This is a genomic window from Pseudomonas sp. p21 (assembly GCF_001642705.1).
Taxonomy (GTDB): domain Bacteria; phylum Pseudomonadota; class Gammaproteobacteria; order Pseudomonadales; family Pseudomonadaceae; genus Aquipseudomonas.
Window position 1 is genome coordinate 885,639 of the sequence record NZ_LWBV01000002.1, and the last position, 15,131, is coordinate 900,769.

The 15,131-nt window shown below is 63.8% G+C and carries 14 protein-coding genes and 1 pseudogene; 8 read left to right on the forward strand and 7 right to left on the reverse strand.

The genetic code is table 11. The annotated features are described in order from the left end of the window. Window positions 1–50: 50 nt before the first annotated feature. The 3 genes from znuB to zur are packed head-to-tail and all read right to left on the reverse strand — an operon-like array spanning window position 51 to window position 2,084. On the reverse strand, window positions 51–833 hold the full coding sequence (gene znuB / locus A4C63_RS09005) for a zinc ABC transporter permease subunit ZnuB (RefSeq protein WP_003253007.1): 783 nt from the start codon (window positions 831–833) through the stop codon (window positions 51–53). Continuing rightward, window positions 826–1,602: a zinc ABC transporter ATP-binding protein ZnuC gene (gene znuC / locus A4C63_RS09010; protein ID WP_025337219.1), complete on the reverse strand. Its 777-nt coding sequence runs from the start codon at window positions 1,600–1,602 to the stop codon at window positions 826–828. The genes znuB and znuC overlap by 8 nt, the downstream gene beginning before the upstream one ends. After that, the gene (gene zur / locus A4C63_RS09015; RefSeq protein ID WP_063912366.1) at window positions 1,599–2,084 is read right to left on the reverse strand and encodes a zinc uptake transcriptional repressor Zur; all 486 of its coding nucleotides are present in this window, start codon (window positions 2,082–2,084) and stop codon (window positions 1,599–1,601) included. The genes znuC and zur overlap by 4 nt, the downstream gene beginning before the upstream one ends. A gap of 18 nt (window positions 2,085–2,102) precedes the next feature. Between zur and A4C63_RS09020 the strand changes: the two genes are divergently transcribed. Then, window positions 2,103–3,059: a zinc ABC transporter substrate-binding protein gene (locus tag A4C63_RS09020; protein WP_063912367.1), complete on the forward strand. Its 957-nt coding sequence runs from the start codon at window positions 2,103–2,105 to the stop codon at window positions 3,057–3,059. Window positions 3,060–3,172: 113 nt separating this feature from the next. Here the strand turns inward: A4C63_RS09020 and A4C63_RS09025 are convergent, their stop codons facing one another. The 3 genes from A4C63_RS09025 to A4C63_RS09035 all read right to left on the reverse strand — a co-directional run bounded on the left by A4C63_RS09025 (window position 3,173) and on the right by A4C63_RS09035 (window position 5,308). Next, window positions 3,173–3,481: a hypothetical protein gene (locus A4C63_RS09025; RefSeq protein WP_063912368.1), complete on the reverse strand. Its 309-nt coding sequence runs from the start codon at window positions 3,479–3,481 to the stop codon at window positions 3,173–3,175. 519 nt (window positions 3,482–4,000) lie between these two features. Then, entirely contained in the window at window positions 4,001–4,951 is a 951-nt protein-coding gene (locus tag A4C63_RS09030) for a homoserine kinase (RefSeq protein ID WP_063912369.1), read from the reverse strand. A 69-nt stretch (window positions 4,952–5,020) separates the two neighbouring features. Further along, window positions 5,021–5,308 (reverse strand): DUF2782 domain-containing protein, encoded by a 288-nt coding sequence (locus tag A4C63_RS09035; protein ID WP_013970316.1) that lies wholly within the window; start codon window positions 5,306–5,308, stop codon window positions 5,021–5,023. A 75-nt stretch (window positions 5,309–5,383) separates the two neighbouring features. On the opposite strand from A4C63_RS09035, the gene polA reads away from it, so the two are divergent. Then, window positions 5,384–8,131 (forward strand): DNA polymerase I, encoded by a 2,748-nt coding sequence (gene polA, locus A4C63_RS09040; RefSeq protein ID WP_063912370.1) that lies wholly within the window; start codon window positions 5,384–5,386, stop codon window positions 8,129–8,131. Between the two features lie 413 nt (window positions 8,132–8,544). Here the strand turns inward: polA and yihA are convergent, their stop codons facing one another. Beyond that, on the reverse strand, window positions 8,545–9,177 hold the full coding sequence (yihA, locus tag A4C63_RS09045) for a ribosome biogenesis GTP-binding protein YihA/YsxC (RefSeq protein ID WP_003252993.1): 633 nt from the start codon (window positions 9,175–9,177) through the stop codon (window positions 8,545–8,547). Window positions 9,178–9,378: 201 nt separating this feature from the next. Between yihA and A4C63_RS09050 the strand changes: the two genes are divergently transcribed. The 6 genes and pseudogenes from A4C63_RS09050 to A4C63_RS09075 all read left to right on the forward strand — a co-directional run bounded on the left by A4C63_RS09050 (window position 9,379) and on the right by A4C63_RS09075 (window position 14,943). Further along, window positions 9,379–9,681: a cytochrome c5 family protein gene (locus A4C63_RS09050; protein ID WP_063912371.1), complete on the forward strand. Its 303-nt coding sequence runs from the start codon at window positions 9,379–9,381 to the stop codon at window positions 9,679–9,681. A gap of 31 nt (window positions 9,682–9,712) precedes the next feature. Further along, window positions 9,713–10,330 carry a cytochrome c gene (locus A4C63_RS09055; RefSeq protein WP_003256951.1) on the forward strand — a complete coding sequence of 206 codons (618 nt, stop codon included), beginning with the start codon at window positions 9,713–9,715 and terminating at the stop codon, window positions 10,328–10,330. A 282-nt stretch (window positions 10,331–10,612) separates the two neighbouring features. Next, entirely contained in the window at window positions 10,613–11,245 is a 633-nt protein-coding gene (dsbA, locus tag A4C63_RS09060; RefSeq protein ID WP_063912372.1) for a thiol:disulfide interchange protein DsbA, read from the forward strand. Between the two features lie 34 nt (window positions 11,246–11,279). Continuing rightward, window positions 11,280–12,112, forward strand: a pseudogene (locus tag A4C63_RS09065) (endonuclease/exonuclease/phosphatase family protein). 27 nt (window positions 12,113–12,139) lie between these two features. After that, window positions 12,140–14,074 (forward strand): GGDEF domain-containing protein, encoded by a 1,935-nt coding sequence (locus A4C63_RS09070; RefSeq protein WP_063912374.1) that lies wholly within the window; start codon window positions 12,140–12,142, stop codon window positions 14,072–14,074. Window positions 14,075–14,154: 80 nt separating this feature from the next. Beyond that, window positions 14,155–14,943, forward strand: coding sequence for an N-acetylmuramoyl-L-alanine amidase (locus A4C63_RS09075; protein ID WP_063912375.1), 789 nt, complete (start codon window positions 14,155–14,157; stop codon window positions 14,941–14,943). The last annotated feature ends 188 nt before the right edge of the window (window positions 14,944–15,131 follow it).

Genomic DNA, 15,131 nt, shown 5'->3' on the forward strand with positions numbered 1-15,131 from the left:
CCCTTTACGTGCGAAAAGGTTGCAGGGCGCGCCTTCACGCGCCCTGTTTTTCAGCGTTTGGGCAGGGCCAGGCTCAGCAAGAATAGCACTGCCGCGCAGACCACGATCGACGGGCCGGCAGGGGTGTCCTTGAACCAGGACATGGCCAGGCCGCCGCATACCGCGGTCACGCCCAGCAGGCTGGCGCCCAGGGCCATCTGCTCGGGAGAGCGGGCGTGACGCTGCGCCGCAGCAGCGGGGATGATCAGCAGCGAGGTGATCAGCAACACGCCGACGATCTTCATGGCCACGGCAATCACCACCGCGATCAGCAGCATCAGCGCCATCCGCAGGCCGGCCACCGGCAGGCCTTCGACCATGGCCAGCTCCTCGTGCACGGTGACTGCCAGCAAAGGCCGCCACAGCGCAGCGAGCAGCAGCAACACCAGCGCGCTGCCGCCGAGGATCCAGGCCAGGTCGGTGGTGCTGATGGCCAGCAGGTCGCCGAACAGGTAGGCCATCAGGTCGATGCGCACGTCGTGCATGAAGCTCAGCACCACCAGGCCCAGCGACAAGGTGCTGGGGGCGAGGATGCCGAGCAGGGTGTCGGAGGCCAGCGGCTGGCGTTGTTGCAAGGTCACCAGCAAGATCGCCAGCAACAGGCAGCCCACGGTTACCGCCAGCGCCGGGCTGACGTCCAGGGCAAAGCCCAGGGCCACGCCGAGCAGCGCGGCGTGGGACAGGGTGTCGCCAAAGTAGGCCATGCGCCGCCACACCACGAAGGAGCCCAGTGGGCCGGCCACCAGCGCCAGGGACAAACCGGCAAGCAGGGCGTAGAGAAGAAAATCAGCCATGCTTGCAGTGCGCTCCGTGAACATGGGTGCCAGGGGCGACCACCGAGCCGTGCAGGTCGTGGCTGTGGTCGTGATGGTGATGGTAGATGGCCAGGCTGGGTGCGGCAGTCTGGCCGAACAGTTCGACGAATGCCGGGTCGCCGCTGACCTGCTCGGGGTGGCCCGAGCAGCACACGTGGCGGTTCAGGCACACCACCTGGTCGGTGGCGCTCATCACCAGGTGCAGGTCGTGGGAAACCATCAGCACGCCGCAGCCGTGGCGGTCGCGCAGGCGGGTAATGAGGTTGTACAACTCGGTCTGGCCGACCACGTCAACGCCCTGCACCGGCTCGTCGAGCACCAGCAACTGGGGTTCACGCAGCAGGGCGCGGGCCAGCAGCACACGCTGCATCTCACCGCCGGAAATGGTCTGGATCGGGCTGTCGATGACCTGCTCGGCGCCTACTTCCTGCAACGCCGACAAGGCTGCGGCACGGTCTACACCGGGCACCAGGCGCAAGAAGCGCAGCACCGACAGCGGCAGCGTGGCATCGACCTGGATCTTTTGCGGCATGTAGCCAATGCGCAGTTTCGGCTTGCGCCATACCTTGCCGCGGTGCGGCTTGAGCAGACCGAGCACGGCGCGCACCAGGGTGGTCTTGCCCGCCCCGTTCGGGCCGATCAGGGTGACGATCTGGCCGGGTGCGACCGACAGGTCGATGCTGTCGAGCACCGCCTCGCCGCCGAAGGTGACGCCGACCTGCTCCAGGCGGATCAGTGCATCGCTCATGCCGCGCTCCGGCAATTGCTGCACAGGCCGACCACTTCCACCGTCTGGGTCTCGACCGTGAAGCCCACGCCCTTGGCGCTGCTGATGATGGCTTCGCTGATGCTCTGCTGTTCCAGCTCGATGGCCACATGGCAGGCCCGGCAGATCAGGAACTGGCCCTGGTGCAGGTGTTCCGGGTGGCTGCAGCCGATGAAGGCGTTGAGCGAGGCGATGCGGTGCACCAGGCCGTTTTCCAGCAGGAAGTCCAGGGCGCGGTATACCGTGGGTGGCGCGGCGCGGCGGCCGTCCTGCTCACTGAGCACGGCGAGGATGTCGTAGGCGCCCAGCGGCTTGTGGCTTTGCCACACCAGTTCCAGCACTCGACGGCGCAGCGCGGTCAGGCGCAGGCCCTGGCGGGTGCACAAGGCGTCGGCTTCAGCCAATGCGCTGTGTACGCAATGGGAGTGATCGTGAGGACGGTTGGCCAGCGGCGTGATGGACATGGGCAGCGACGGTTCTGGATGGAGACGTTATTATGTTACCTGTTTCTGACGACTCGAGTATTCACCGTGTCCCGATTCCTTGTCCTTTTTGTCGCTTTCATCGCATTTTCCGCCCAGGCCGACGTGCGCGTGCTGACCAGCATCAAACCCCTGCAGCAGATTGCCGCCGCCGTGCAGGACGGTGTTGGCAGCCCTGAGGTATTGCTGCCGCCGGGCGCCTCGCCTCACCACTACGCGCTGCGCCCGTCTGACGTACGGCGGGTGGGCGATGCCGACCTGCTGTACTGGATCGGCCCGGACATGGAGGGCTTCCTGCCGCGGGTGCTGGGTAGCCGCAGCAAGACCACGGTAGCCGTGCAGTCGCTGCCGGGCATGAAGCTGCGCCACTTTGGCGAGGACAGCCATTCCCATGAGGAAGAAGACCACGACGACCATGACCACGACCACCGCCCGGGCAGCCTGGACGCGCACCTGTGGCTATCCTCGGTCAACGCGCGGGTAATCGCGGCGAAAATGGCGGCAGACCTGGCGCAGGTCGACCCGGCCAATGCGGCGCGCTACCAGAGCAACCTGAAGGCCTTCGACGAACGCCTGGACGCACTGGATGGGCGGATCAAGGCGCGGATGGCCGGGATTGCCGGCAAGCCGTACTTCGTGTTCCACGAAGCGTTCGACTATTTCGAGGCCGAGTATGGCCTGAAGCACACCGGGGTGTTCAGCGTGGCGTCCGAGGTGCAGCCTGGGGCGCAACATGTGGCAGCCATGCGCAAGCGCCTGCAGGAAGTAGGCAAGACCTGTGTATTCAGCGAACCGCCGCTGCGGCCGCGGCTGGCCGAGACCCTGACAGCAGGGCTGCCGGTGCGCCTGGCCGAGCTGGATGCCCTGGGCGGTACCGACCCGGTGGATGGCAAGGGCTATGAGCGCTTGCTGGAGAAGCTGGGTGGCGACCTGGTTGGGTGTCTGGAGCAGTTGTAAGGCGGGTCTTGCAGGGGATTGCATCAGGGCGGCGCTCGATCTCACAGGCGCTGTAAACCTCAAGCCGGGCACCTGTCAGCCCTCCCCCAATCCCCCGCCAAACGCCACCAGCCTCATACCTTCTTCTGCGGTTCAGGCGACGACTCGATCCCATCGAGTATCGCCTCCACCAACCCCTCCGCCAATTCAATGGAATGCAGGCTCGACCAATACATGCCACGGCCTTCTTCGCGCAAGTATTCCAAGGCTTTGGAGCCCGTTTCATAGGCGCCACGCAGGTACAGGGCTACGTGAACCAAGGCATCCTCGGCAGAAATGTTCGGGTTTACGGTGAACAGTGGTTCGTGGCCAGCATCGCAGCGGCCAAAGGAGCGGGTGGAGGTGCAGGGTAAGGGTGGATCGGGGACAATTTTTTTAGCCATTGGAAAATGCTCCTCAATGTCGCCAACCATCACTACCACGTGAATGGGTGGCGACTGTACGCGAGGTGGTAGACCCGGGCATTTTCCAATCCAGGCAGGCTCGAAAGCCTCCCACGCACAGCCGCCATAGACTGCCATGGAAAAAATGCATCCGGGCTACCACACCCGATCGCCAAGTTATTCGGCGATGGATGAAGCCTAGAGGCACTGGTTCCCACTGAGAAGGTGATGGCAGGGGACGCGGCTCGTAGGATATTTCCCAATCCTGAAACCGGACAACCATTCGAGACAAAATCAGAAAAGCCTGAAGCAGCGCACGTCCGTTGTAGGGGCGGCCTTGTGTCGCGAACGGGCTACGCAGCAGCCCCGGGATTTCAGCGCCGCAGCATAAGTTGCCGGGGCTGTAAGCCTGTTCCGGCCTCTTCGCGTGCCCGCCCGCTCCCACAGGGATAACACAATCCTCAAGGTTGTCGTTGTACCTGTGGGAGCGGGCGTGCCCGCGAATGAAGCAGACGCGGTCTAGAGGGCAAACGGCAGGTGCAAGGCCACCTGCTGGCGCTGCGCCAGGCGCACTTCGAACTCGCTCGGGTCATGGATCATCACATCCATCCCGGCAAACGATTCCGCCGCAATCAGGCGCGACAGCCAGAAGCGCACGCAACCCACGCGCAGCATCTCCGGCCACAGCTCGGCCTCGGCGGCGGTGAACGGCCGCAGCGCCGCATAGGCCGCCAGCAGTGCCTGGGCGCGTGGCACATCGATCGCGCCGTGTTCATCCAGGCACCAGTCGTTCACGGTGATGGCGATGTCATACAGCATCGGCCCGGAACAGGCGTTGTAGAAGTCGATCACACCGGTCAGGTGGGTGCCTTCGAACATCACGTTGTCGCGGAACAGGTCGGCATGCAGGTTGGCCCGTGGCAGGGCCAGGATCTGTGCCTTGTGCGCGCTGATTTCATCCAGCGCCGGCTGCAGCAGCGTGGCTTGCTCGGCGGTAAGGCGCGGCAGCAGCTCGGCACCCGAGGCCAGCATCCAGTCCAGACCACGGTCGGTGCGGCGCTCGATGATGTGCTCGCGGGTGGCCAGGTGAATGTGCGCCAGCAGCTCGCCGACCTGGGCGCAGTGCTGGGCGTTCGGTGCCTTGATGTGCTTGCCCGACAGCCTTGGTTGCAGCAGCGCCGGCTTGCCGCACAGCTCGCGCAGGCCATTGCCGTCGCGGTCACGTATCGCATAGGGCACCGGCATGTCGGCAGCGTGCAGGGTGTCGAGCAGCTCGATGAAGAACGGCATGTCCTCGCTGGGCCCGCGCTCGATCAGCGTCAGGACGAACTCCCCCTGTTCGAGGCTGACGAAGAAATTGCTGTTCTCGGTGCCGGCGGCGATGCCCTGGAAATCGAGCAGACGACCCAGCGCGTACGGCGCCAGAAAGGTTTCCAGCTCAGGCCGGGTCACGGGGGTGAAAACTGACATGATGAAAATTTGCCCATACGGGCACTTCCGCCGGGAAGTGCCGGGTTGATGTGAACGGTGCGCGTCAGATTACCACTCGAAAATCTTCCAGGACGGAATCAGCATGTCCGGCTGGTCGGATCGAATGAAATTGCCATCAGAGCCATCGGCGCGTACCAGGAAATAAGGCTTGCCGTTTTTCGGCGTGATCTTGATCGCATACAGGAATCCGTTCTGCCGGTACTCCTGGATGGTTTTGTCGCCTTCCGTGCGAATGGTCACCTCGGGATCGGCCGAGGGGGCGTCGTCCGCCGCCAGGGTGACGACTGGCATGGTTGCCAACAGACCGAGCAGTAACAGGCGATTGAGTGTACGCATGATAACCTTGTCCCTTTGTCGTCAATGATTCTGGCTATTCTAGCGCCGGACCCGTCGAAAAGGTTGATTCTGCTCATGAGCCAAGCGCCCCTCGTCCTGGTGGACGGTTCCTCCTACCTGTACCGCGCCTTCCACGCGCTGCCGCCGCTGACCACCTCCAAGGGCATGCCGACCGGTGCGGTGAAGGGGGTGCTGAACATGCTCAAGAGCCTGCGCAAGCAATACCCCGACAGCCTGTTCGCGGTGGTGTTCGACGCCAAGGGCGGCACCTTCCGCGATGCCATGTTCGCCGAGTACAAGGCCAACCGCCCGAGCATGCCGGACGACCTGCGGGTGCAGATCGAGCCGCTGCACGCCAGCGTCAAGGCGCTGGGCTACCCGCTGCTGTGCGTCGAAGGGGTCGAGGCCGACGACGTGATCGGCACCCTGGCGCGCAGCAGTGCAGCCCTGGGCCGGCCGGTCATCATCTCGACCGGTGACAAGGACATGGCGCAGCTGGTGGACGGGCACATTACCTTGGTCAACACCATGACCGGAAGCGTGCTGGATGTGGCTGGCGTGCACGAGAAATTTGGCGTCGGCCCGGAACACATCATCGACTTCCTGGCCCTGATGGGCGACAAAGTCGACAACATCCCCGGTGTGCCGGGCGTGGGCGAAAAAACCGCAGTGGGCCTGCTGACCGGCATCGGCGGCGGCCTCAGTGACCTGTACGCCAACCTGGACAAGGTCCCGACGCTGGCCATTCGCGGCGCCAAGACCCTGCCGGCCAAGCTGGAGGAGCACCGCGACGCGGCGTTCCTGTCCTATGAGCTGGCTACCATCAAGGTCGATGTGCCCTTGGACATCGAAGTAGATGCCCTGGTGTGCGGCGAGCCGGACCGTGAAGCGTTGCTGGCGCTGTACACCGAGATGGAGTTCAAGAGCTGGGTCGCCGAGGTACAGCGCGACGCGGCCAGGGCCGGTGACGACATCGCGCCGGTCGCGGAGCCGGCGGCCAAGGTCGAGCCCAGGTACGAAACCATCCTCGACCAGGCCCGTCTCGACTTCTGGCTGGAGAAGCTGCGCCAGGCGCCTCTGTTCGCCTTCGACACCGAGACCACTGGCCTGGACGCCCAACAGGCGCAGCTGGTCGGCCTGTCATTCGCTGTCGAACCGTATGAAGCGGCTTATGTGCCGCTGGCCCACGACTATGAAGGGGCGCCGGTCCAGCTGGACCGCGCCGCCGTGCTGCTGGCGCTGAAGCCGCTGCTGGAAGACCCGGCCAAGGCCAAGGTCGGGCAGAACGCCAAGTACGACATCAACATCCTCGCCAACGGCTCCCCCGCCATCGAAATGCGCGGCGTGGCCTACGACACCATGCTCGAGTCGTACGTGCTGAACTCCACCGCCACCCGTCACGACATGGACAGCCTGGCGCAGAAGTACCTCGACCACACCACCATCGCCTTCGAGGACATCGCCGGCAAAGGCGCCAAGCAGCTGACGTTCAACCAGATCCACCTGGACAAGGCCGGCCCCTACGCCGCCGAAGACGCCGACATCACCCTGCGCCTGCACCACGCGCTACAGGCGCGCCTGGCGCAGACGCCGAGCGTGCAGCCGGTGCTGATGGACATCGAGATGCCGCTGGTGCCGGTGCTGGCCAAGATCGAGCGCCAAGGGGCGCTGGTCGATGCCGCGCTGCTGCAGGTGCAAAGCGGTGAGCTGGGGGTGAAGATGGCCGAGCTGGAGCAGCGTGCCTATGAGCTGGCCGGAGAGGAATTCAACCTTGGCTCGCCCAAGCAGCTGGGCGCGATCCTCTACGACAAACTGGGCATGCCGGTGCTGAGCAAGACCACCAAGGGCCAGCCATCCACGGCAGAAGCGGTGCTCGACGAACTGGCCGAGCAAGGCTACCCGTTGCCGGAGGTACTGATGCAGTACCGCAGCCTGAGCAAGCTCAAGAGCACCTACACCGACAAGCTGCCGGGGCAGATCAACCCGCGCACCGGGCGTATCCACACCTCTTACCAGCAGGCGGTGGCGGCCACCGGCCGGCTGTCGTCGAGCGATCCGAACCTGCAGAACATCCCGATCCGTACTGCCGAAGGCCGGCGCATCCGCCAGGCCTTCATTGCCAGCCCGGGCTACAAGCTGCTGGCGGCGGATTACTCGCAGATCGAATTGCGTATCATGGCCCACCTGGCCAAGGACGAAGGCTTGCTGCATGCGTTCCGAAATGACCTGGACGTACACCGTGCCACGGCGGCGGAAGTGTTCGGCGTGGCATTGGCCGACGTCACCACTGACCAGCGCCGTAGCGCCAAGGCCATCAACTTCGGCCTGATCTACGGCATGAGCGCCTTTGGCCTGGCCAAGCAGATCGGCGTCGACCGCAAGCAGTCGCAGGACTACATCGACCGCTACTTCGCCCGCTACCCGGGCGTGCTGGCCTACATGGAGCGCACTCGCGCCCAGGCGGCGGAGCAAGGCTTTGTCGAAACCCTGTTCGGCCGCCGCCTGTACCTGCCGGATATCAATGCCAAGAACCCGGCCCTGCGCAAAGGTGCCGAGCGCACGGCGATCAACGCGCCGATGCAGGGCACGGCGGCTGACATCATCAAGCGGGCCATGGTCAATGTGGATAACTGGCTGACCGAGAGCGGGCTGGATGCCCGGGTGATCCTGCAGGTACACGATGAACTGGTGCTGGAAGTGCGCGAGGACCTGGTGGAGCAGGTGAAAGATGAAATTCGCCAGCACATGAGCCGGGCTGCGCAGCTGGACGTGCCGCTGCTGGTCGAGGCAGGAATTGGTGCGAATTGGGACGAAGCTCACTGATCGAGCGGGGAAAGCTGCACAGGATCCGTGACATGGACGCGCGGGTCCAGGCACTGCTCAGTGCCAGTGGTGCTGAGGCTTCATGAAACTATCGCAAATAGTTTTCAGGGCTTTGGAACTAAACCGGTGAAGCGGAACTCAGAGTTACTGAATGGCTGGTGAAGCCTTTCGATGCTCCTATGTTGTGTTAAGTGTTGGCAGATATCTGGACCCCGCCCTAGCGGTCCGGACTTGGACCCCGAACTTCTCCCTCCCCATACGAAGTCCGGGGTTTTTTTTGCCCGGAATTTGCCTTGAGTCTGGTGAAGGAACACTGTGGGAGCGGGCGCGCCCGCGAACCTGGGCGAAGCCCAGGCCATGCTCCGCGCTGGATTCTTCGCGGGCATGCCCGCTCCCACAGGTTGAGCAAACCTTCAAATGACTGGCTTGTCTTCCAGCTCCATCCAGTCCGCCAGCACCCGGTAGGCGTCTTCCACACCCAGGCGCTTGGGCGCCGAGAACAGCTGGATGGTCACGCCATCGCCCCAGCCCTTGCGGATTTCCGACTGCACCTTGAGCAGGGTGTTCTTGCCTGCGCCGTGGGTCAGTTTGTCGGCCTTGGTCAACAGGATGTGCATCGGCATGCTGCTGGCCTTGGCCCAATCGAGCATCATCTTGTCGAAGTCGGTCATCGGGTGGCGCACATCCATCATCAGGATCACGCCGCGCAGGCACTCCCGGCTGCCCAGGTAGGCTTCCAGGTGTTTCTGCCAGTGCTGCTTGAGCGGAATCGGTACTTTTGCATAACCGTAGCCCGGCAGGTCGACCAAACGCCGTTCATCGTCCAGACTGAAGAAATTCAACAGCTGGGTGCGCCCGGGGGTTTTCGAGGTGCGCGCCAGGCTGGCATGAGTCAGGGTATTGAGGGCGCTGGATTTGCCGGCGTTGGAGCGGCCGGCGAAAGCCACCTCGTAACCCTGGTCGTCCGGGCATTGTTCGACCTTGGCAGCGCTGAGGGCGAATTTGGCTTTCTGGCAGAGGCCGAGGATGGGGTTCTTGACTTGCATGGGATATCCGATGTGGGTGTTGCCTGACTCTTTGGGCCCGAGCCTGGCAAGCGGTGTCGTTTCCGTTTGGATGGCGGAAGTATATAATGCCCCAGTTTTTGTGTGCTCATTCTCCCAGCGAAGGAGAACGGGCATGGGGTGTCGAACAATAGCTCGCGCAACAGAACGCAGCGCGGCCCCCAACCCTGAAGGTCGTTCCGCATGGCGAAATGGCTGCTTGCTGTCGGTATGTTCCTGCCGTTTTACAGCGCACAGGCTACACAGGATCCCGAGGTGTTGTACAACCGCACGTGTGCGGCCTGTCACACCGGGCAGTTGCCACAGGCACCCAGGCAGGGTGACCGGGCAGCATGGGAGCCACGGCTGGCGCAAGGCATGGATGTACTGGTGAAGCACGTGACCCAGGGTTTCAAGGCTATGCCGCCGCGTGGATTGTGCATGGACTGCAGTGCCGAGGACTACCGTTTGGTCATCCTTTGGATGAGTGGCAGTCCCGATACATAACATTTCACCCTTAGCCGTGTTGGATTAGCTGATGAACAAACTAGTCGTGAGTCTGCTGTTGACCCTGGGTGTCGCAGGTGCGGCCACTGCTGCGCAACCCGTCAAAGGCGATGCCGCCGCCGGTCAGGCCAAGACGGCCGTCTGTGGCGCCTGCCACAACCCTGACGGCAACAGCCTGGCACCGAACTTCCCGAAACTGGCCGGCCAAGGCCAGCGCTACCTCGAAAAACAACTGCACGATATCAAGTCGGGCAAGCGTACCGTGCTGGAGATGACCGGCATGCTCGCCGCGTTCAGCGACCAGGACCTGGCCGACATCGCTGCCTACTTCTCCAGCCAGAAAGGCAGCGTGGGCGCCGCCGATCCCAAGCTGGTCGAACGTGGCCGGGCGCTGTTCAACGGCGGCGATCTGGAAAAAGGCATGCCTGCCTGCACCGGCTGCCATTCGCCGAACGGTGCGGGCATCGCCCTGGCCGGCTTCCCGCACCTGGGCGGGCAGCACGCGCAGTACGTGACCAAGCAGCTCACCGACTTCCGCGAAGGCAACCGCACCAACGATGGCGATGCCATGACCATGCGCACCATCGCCGGCAAACTGAGCAACCACGACATCGAAGCGTTGGCCAGCTACATCCAGGGCCTGCACTGAGGCCCATCGGCCGCCTGTAATGGCCCTGTCGCCGGCAAGCCAGCTCCCACAGGTGCTGCAATGGCTTGAGGTCGATGCGCTGAGGTGGGAGCCGGCTTGCCGGCGACAGGGCCATTACAGGCGGCGCATTAACTTTCAGTTAATGTTGTAGGCCAATGATGAAAGGGCGGCCGGACCGCCCTTTTTTCCGTTCGCAGCCGTTACACTACAGAACCCTGGCCCTTCCCGGCCTGTCTCAGTACAGGTCGCGTCGTGGCGACAATGACTGCCCAGGAGTAAAGCATGCGTAAACTGATTCTCAGCGCCGCGCTGGTCGCTGCCAGCGTATTCGGTATGACCGCCGTCCAGGCCGCCGAGCCTGTTGCCGGCAAGGAATACCTCGAGCTGAGCAACCCTGTTCAAGTTTCCGTGCCTGGCAAGATCGAAGTGGTCGAGCTGTTCTGGTACGGCTGCCCACACTGCTACCACTTCGAGCCAACCATCAACCCATGGGTTGAAAAGCTGCCCAAGGACGTCAACTTCAAGCGCGTACCGGCCATGTTCGGTGGCGCGTGGGACGCCCACGGCCAGATGTTCCTGACCCTGGAAGCCATGGGCGTCGAGCACAAGGTGCACGCCGCGGTGTTCGATGCCATCCAGAACCAGCGCAAGCGCCTGACCGACCCGCAGGACATGGCCGACTTCCTCGCCACCCAGGGCGTGGACAAGGACAAGTTCCTCGCCACCTTCAACTCGTTCGCCATCAAGGGCCAGGTCAACCAGGCCAAGGAACTGGCGAAGAAGTACGAGATCACCGGCGTACCGAGCATGGTGGTCAACGGCAAATACCGCTTCGACCTGGGTACCGCCGGCGGGCCGGAAGGCGTACTGAACGTTGCCGACCAGTTGATCGCCAAGGAGCGCGCCGCTAAGTAAGCGGCGTAACCCATGCGCCGCTTCAGAACCGCGCGTGGCATTGGCCTGCACCAGCCGCAGGTCAACGAACATCACCTGCAGGCCCCGGGCCTGCCGGAGGATGGTCGCCTGCGGCTGCTCAGTTTCAACATCCAGGTGGGCATCAGCACCGAGCGCTACCGGCATTACCTGACCCGCAGCTGGCAGCACCTGCTGCCGCACAACGGTCGTGCCGGCAACTTGCAGAAGATTGGCCAACTGCTGGGCGACTTCGACCTGGTGGCCTTGCAGGAGGCCGATGGCGGCAGTCTGCGCTCGGGCTACGTCAACCAGGTCGAGCACTTGGCCCACCTGGGCGCCTTCCCCTACTGGTACCAGCAACTCAACCGCAACCTTGGGCGTTTTGCCCAGCACAGCAATGGCGTGCTCAGCCGCCTGAAGCCGCAGCTGCTCGAAGACCACCCGCTGCCCGGCCCGGCTGGGCGTGGTGCGATCCTGGTGCGTTTCGGCGAGGGCGAAGATGCGCTGATCGTGGTGATGATGCACCTGGCCCTCGGCGCCAAGACCCGCGCCCTGCAGCTGGGCTACATCCGCGAGCTGATTGGCGGCTACCGCCACCAGGTGCTGATGGGCGACATGAATACCCATGCCACCGACCTGCTGGAGCACTCGCCGCTGCGCGATCTGGGCCTGATTGCCCCGCAAGTCGAGGCCACCTTCCCCAGCTGGCGCCCACAGCGTTGCCTGGACCACATCCTGCTCAGCCCAAGCCTCACGCTGGAGCGTGTCGAGGTGCTGGCGCAGCCAATTTCCGACCACCTTCCCGTTGCTGTCGAGATTCGATTGCCTGATGCATTGACTGTGGATACGCTGCCGGTCCTGAGCTAATTGCCATCACCGTTTGCGGACCCGGGCATGACTGAAGACGCTGAGCGCTGGAAAGAGAAATACCTTAAAAGCATCGAGCAGCAGGAAAAGCTCGAGCGCCGTTGGGACGCCCGTCTCGACCTGTTGCGCCGCGGCCTGGTACGCAGCACCCTGGCTGCCGAAGGCAGTGACAAGGTGGTGGACCAGTGCATGAAGGAAATGCGCGAGGTCATCCGCAGCGACAACATGGACGCCGGCCTTGCCGGGCTGATTCCGCGTCTTGAGAAGGCGGTGCTGGACTCCGAACAGCGCCGGGAAACCCGCATGAACCAGGTCAGCGATGCGCTTATCGCGCTGGTCGGTCAACTGCAAGGCCTGCCGCTGCCAAGCGATGTCTCGCGGCCGTTGAAAAAACTGGCGAAGAAGCTCGATGGCGGCGTGGCTCAGTCACGCGACCTGCCACCGTTGCTCGGTGAGTTGAGCGGCTTGCAGGGCCGTGCCCTGTCAGCCCTGGGCAAATCGGGGGAAGACGCCCGGCCCGGGTTCTTGCAGCGCTTGTTCGGCAGCCGCGAGGATGACGCGCAAGGCGAGCCAGCGTTTGTGCCGCTGACGTCGCCTGTTGCCGAGGCGCAGCCCTTGGCAGCACCGGGCAGTGTCGATGCCAACGATGTGGATGCGCTACAGCGGCTACCAGCCTTTTCAGCTGCTGTTGTCGAGGCGCCCGTAGCGCCCGGGCCCGAGCTGGAGGCTGCTGGCCCCGCGTTGATCGAAACGGCCGAACTGTCGCCAGCCCCGCTGCCGCAGCCGCTACCGGACGACGTGCCAGCACCGGAAGTTGCCGCAAGCGAGGCACCGGCTAAAGCAGAACCGGCACAAACACTAGAAGAAACCTTCGGCGAAGACGGCCCCTATGCCCTGCCTTACGCGGTAGAGCCGCCCTATAGCCAGGTTGCTGCGCACATCGAGCAAACCCTGATCGGCCTGCTCGATGACCTCAGCCTGCCGGAGCGGCACAAGGCCCAGGCACTGAACATGCGCGAGCGGGTCGCCCGCGGCCTGAACTGGTATGAGCTGATCCCGGTACTGGATGACCTGGCTGTGCTCATGCTGGCGATTACCGACAGCGGCCAGCACGAATTCGAAACCTACCTGCAGCAGCTCAACGAACGCCTGGAAGGTTTCCAGAGCCACCTGCACGAGGCCAGCGCCGGCCATGCCGACAACAGCTCGGCCGCCCGCGAGTTGGATACCCAGCTGCGTGAGCACGTCGATGGGCTGCAGAGCAGTGTGCAAGGTGCCGCCGATGTGGACAGCCTCAAGCACATTCTGGAAAACCGTCTGGAAGGCCTGCTGGTGACCATGGACGAGCACAAGCACGAGCGCGATCGCCGCGAGCAGGAGCTGGCCGGGCGCCTGCAAGGGCTGTCGGAGCGGGTGGCGAACATGGAGCAGGAGGCGCTCGGCTACCGCGAGCACCTGGAAGAGCAGCGTCAGAAAGCCCTGCTCGACCCCCTTACCGGCCTGCCCAACCGTGCGGCCTGGAGCGAACGGGTCGAGCGCGAAATACTCGAATGGCAGGCGCACGGCGGTCATCTGGCGATGGCGATCCTCGACCTGGACCATTTCAAGCGTATCAATGACAGCTATGGGCACCTGGCCGGGGACAAGGTACTGAAGATCGTCGCCGACCAGTTGCGCAAGCGCCTGCGCGGCGGTGATTTCATCGCCCGCTTTGGCGGCGAGGAGTTTGTCCTGCTGTTGCCGCAGACCTCGCCGGCCGACGCCGCCCAGATAGCCGAGGTGCTGCGGGCCACGGTCGAGGCATGCCCTTTCCACTTCAAGGGCGAACGGGTAGTGATCACCACCTCCATCGGCCTGGGTGCATTCCGTTCCGGTGAGCGCGGCGACCAGGTGCTCAAGCGCGCCGATGCGGCGTTGTACCGGGCCAAGGAGTTGGGGCGCAATCGCGTCGAGCAGGCATAGCCGGCAGCCGCTGACTCGCGGCAAGCACGGTCCTCAGGGAGCACGTTATACTGTAGCGCTCATTCGCTGAGGCCATTGACGTGTTTTCCACGCTTAAAAAAACCCTGATTTCCTTCCTGCTTTTGTCTGTCGCTGGTTGCTCGACGGGCCTGCGCATCGATCACAGCCACCCTTCGGTCAACCAGGACAACCGCATCCAGTTCGTTGTCCTGCACTACACCAATGCTTCGCTGGAGCGTTCCCTGGCGTTGCTGACCCATGGCGAAGTCAGCAGCCATTACCTGATTGGTGATGGCCCGGCGACGGTGTACCAGCTGGTGGATGAAAGCCGCCGCGCCTGGCATGCCGGTGATAGCCAGTGGCAGGGGCGAACCTGGCTGAACTCCTCGTCCATCGGTATAGAAATCGTCAACCCGGGCTTCACCGACACGCCGAATGGCCGGGTCTGGCACCCTTACAGCGAAGCGCAGGTCCAGTCGCTGATCGCGCTGCTCAAGGACATCGTCAAACGTAACAACATCGAGCCACGGCACATCATTGGCCATAGCGACATTGCGCCGCTGCGCAAGCTGGACCCGGGGCCGCTGTTCCCGTGGAAGCGCCTGGCCGACGCCGGGCTGGGTGTCTGGCCGGATGCCAATGCCGTAGCACGGCAGCAGGCCTATTTCAGCGCCAACCCGCCGAGCGTTGGCTGGTATCAGCAGGAGCTGGCGCGGTTTGGCTATGCGATCGAGCAGACCGGGGTACTGGATGTTGCCACCCGCCATGTGATCGCCGCGTTCCAGATGCGTTTCCGCCCGCAGCGCTTCGATGGCATGCCGGATGCGCAGACGGCGGCGATGCTGCAGGTGCTCAACCGGATGCGTTGAGCCGTCAGCGAGGCTACGCGGACCCTGTGGGAGCGGGCGCGCCCGCGCACACCGGCGCAGCCGGTGCCAGCCACCGCGTTTACTTCTTCGCGGGCACGCCCGCTCCCGCAGGGTCCGCGTTGCGCTTGCAAATCGAGTTCTCTGCGCGACAGCGCAGTCTTGGCAGATGGCCATCTCCCAACAAGCAA

Coding starts and splice junctions, on each gene's coding strand:
- yihA (WP_003252993.1), bottom strand. CDS start 9,177: ATGCAAGTCAAGAACCCCATCCTCGGCCTCTGCCAGAAAGCCAAATTC.
- A4C63_RS09055 (WP_003256951.1), top strand. CDS start 9,713: ATGAACAAACTAGTCGTGAGTCTGCTGTTGACCCTGGGTGTCGCAGGT.
- A4C63_RS09035 (WP_013970316.1), bottom strand. CDS start 5,308: ATGCGTACACTCAATCGCCTGTTACTGCTCGGTCTGTTGGCAACCATG.
- A4C63_RS09030 (WP_063912369.1), bottom strand. CDS start 4,951: ATGTCAGTTTTCACCCCCGTGACCCGGCCTGAGCTGGAAACCTTTCTG.
- polA (WP_063912370.1), top strand. CDS start 5,384: ATGAGCCAAGCGCCCCTCGTCCTGGTGGACGGTTCCTCCTACCTGTAC.
- A4C63_RS09025 (WP_063912368.1), bottom strand. CDS start 3,481: ATGGCTAAAAAAATTGTCCCCGATCCACCCTTACCCTGCACCTCCACC.
- A4C63_RS09050 (WP_063912371.1), top strand. CDS start 9,379: ATGGCGAAATGGCTGCTTGCTGTCGGTATGTTCCTGCCGTTTTACAGC.
- zur (WP_063912366.1), bottom strand. CDS start 2,084: ATGTCCATCACGCCGCTGGCCAACCGTCCTCACGATCACTCCCATTGC.
- dsbA (WP_063912372.1), top strand. CDS start 10,613: ATGCGTAAACTGATTCTCAGCGCCGCGCTGGTCGCTGCCAGCGTATTC.
- A4C63_RS09020 (WP_063912367.1), top strand. CDS start 2,103: ATGGAGACGTTATTATGTTACCTGTTTCTGACGACTCGAGTATTCACC.
- znuC (WP_025337219.1), bottom strand. CDS start 1,602: ATGAGCGATGCACTGATCCGCCTGGAGCAGGTCGGCGTCACCTTCGGC.
- A4C63_RS09070 (WP_063912374.1), top strand. CDS start 12,140: ATGACTGAAGACGCTGAGCGCTGGAAAGAGAAATACCTTAAAAGCATC.
- znuB (WP_003253007.1), bottom strand. CDS start 833: ATGGCTGATTTTCTTCTCTACGCCCTGCTTGCCGGTTTGTCCCTGGCG.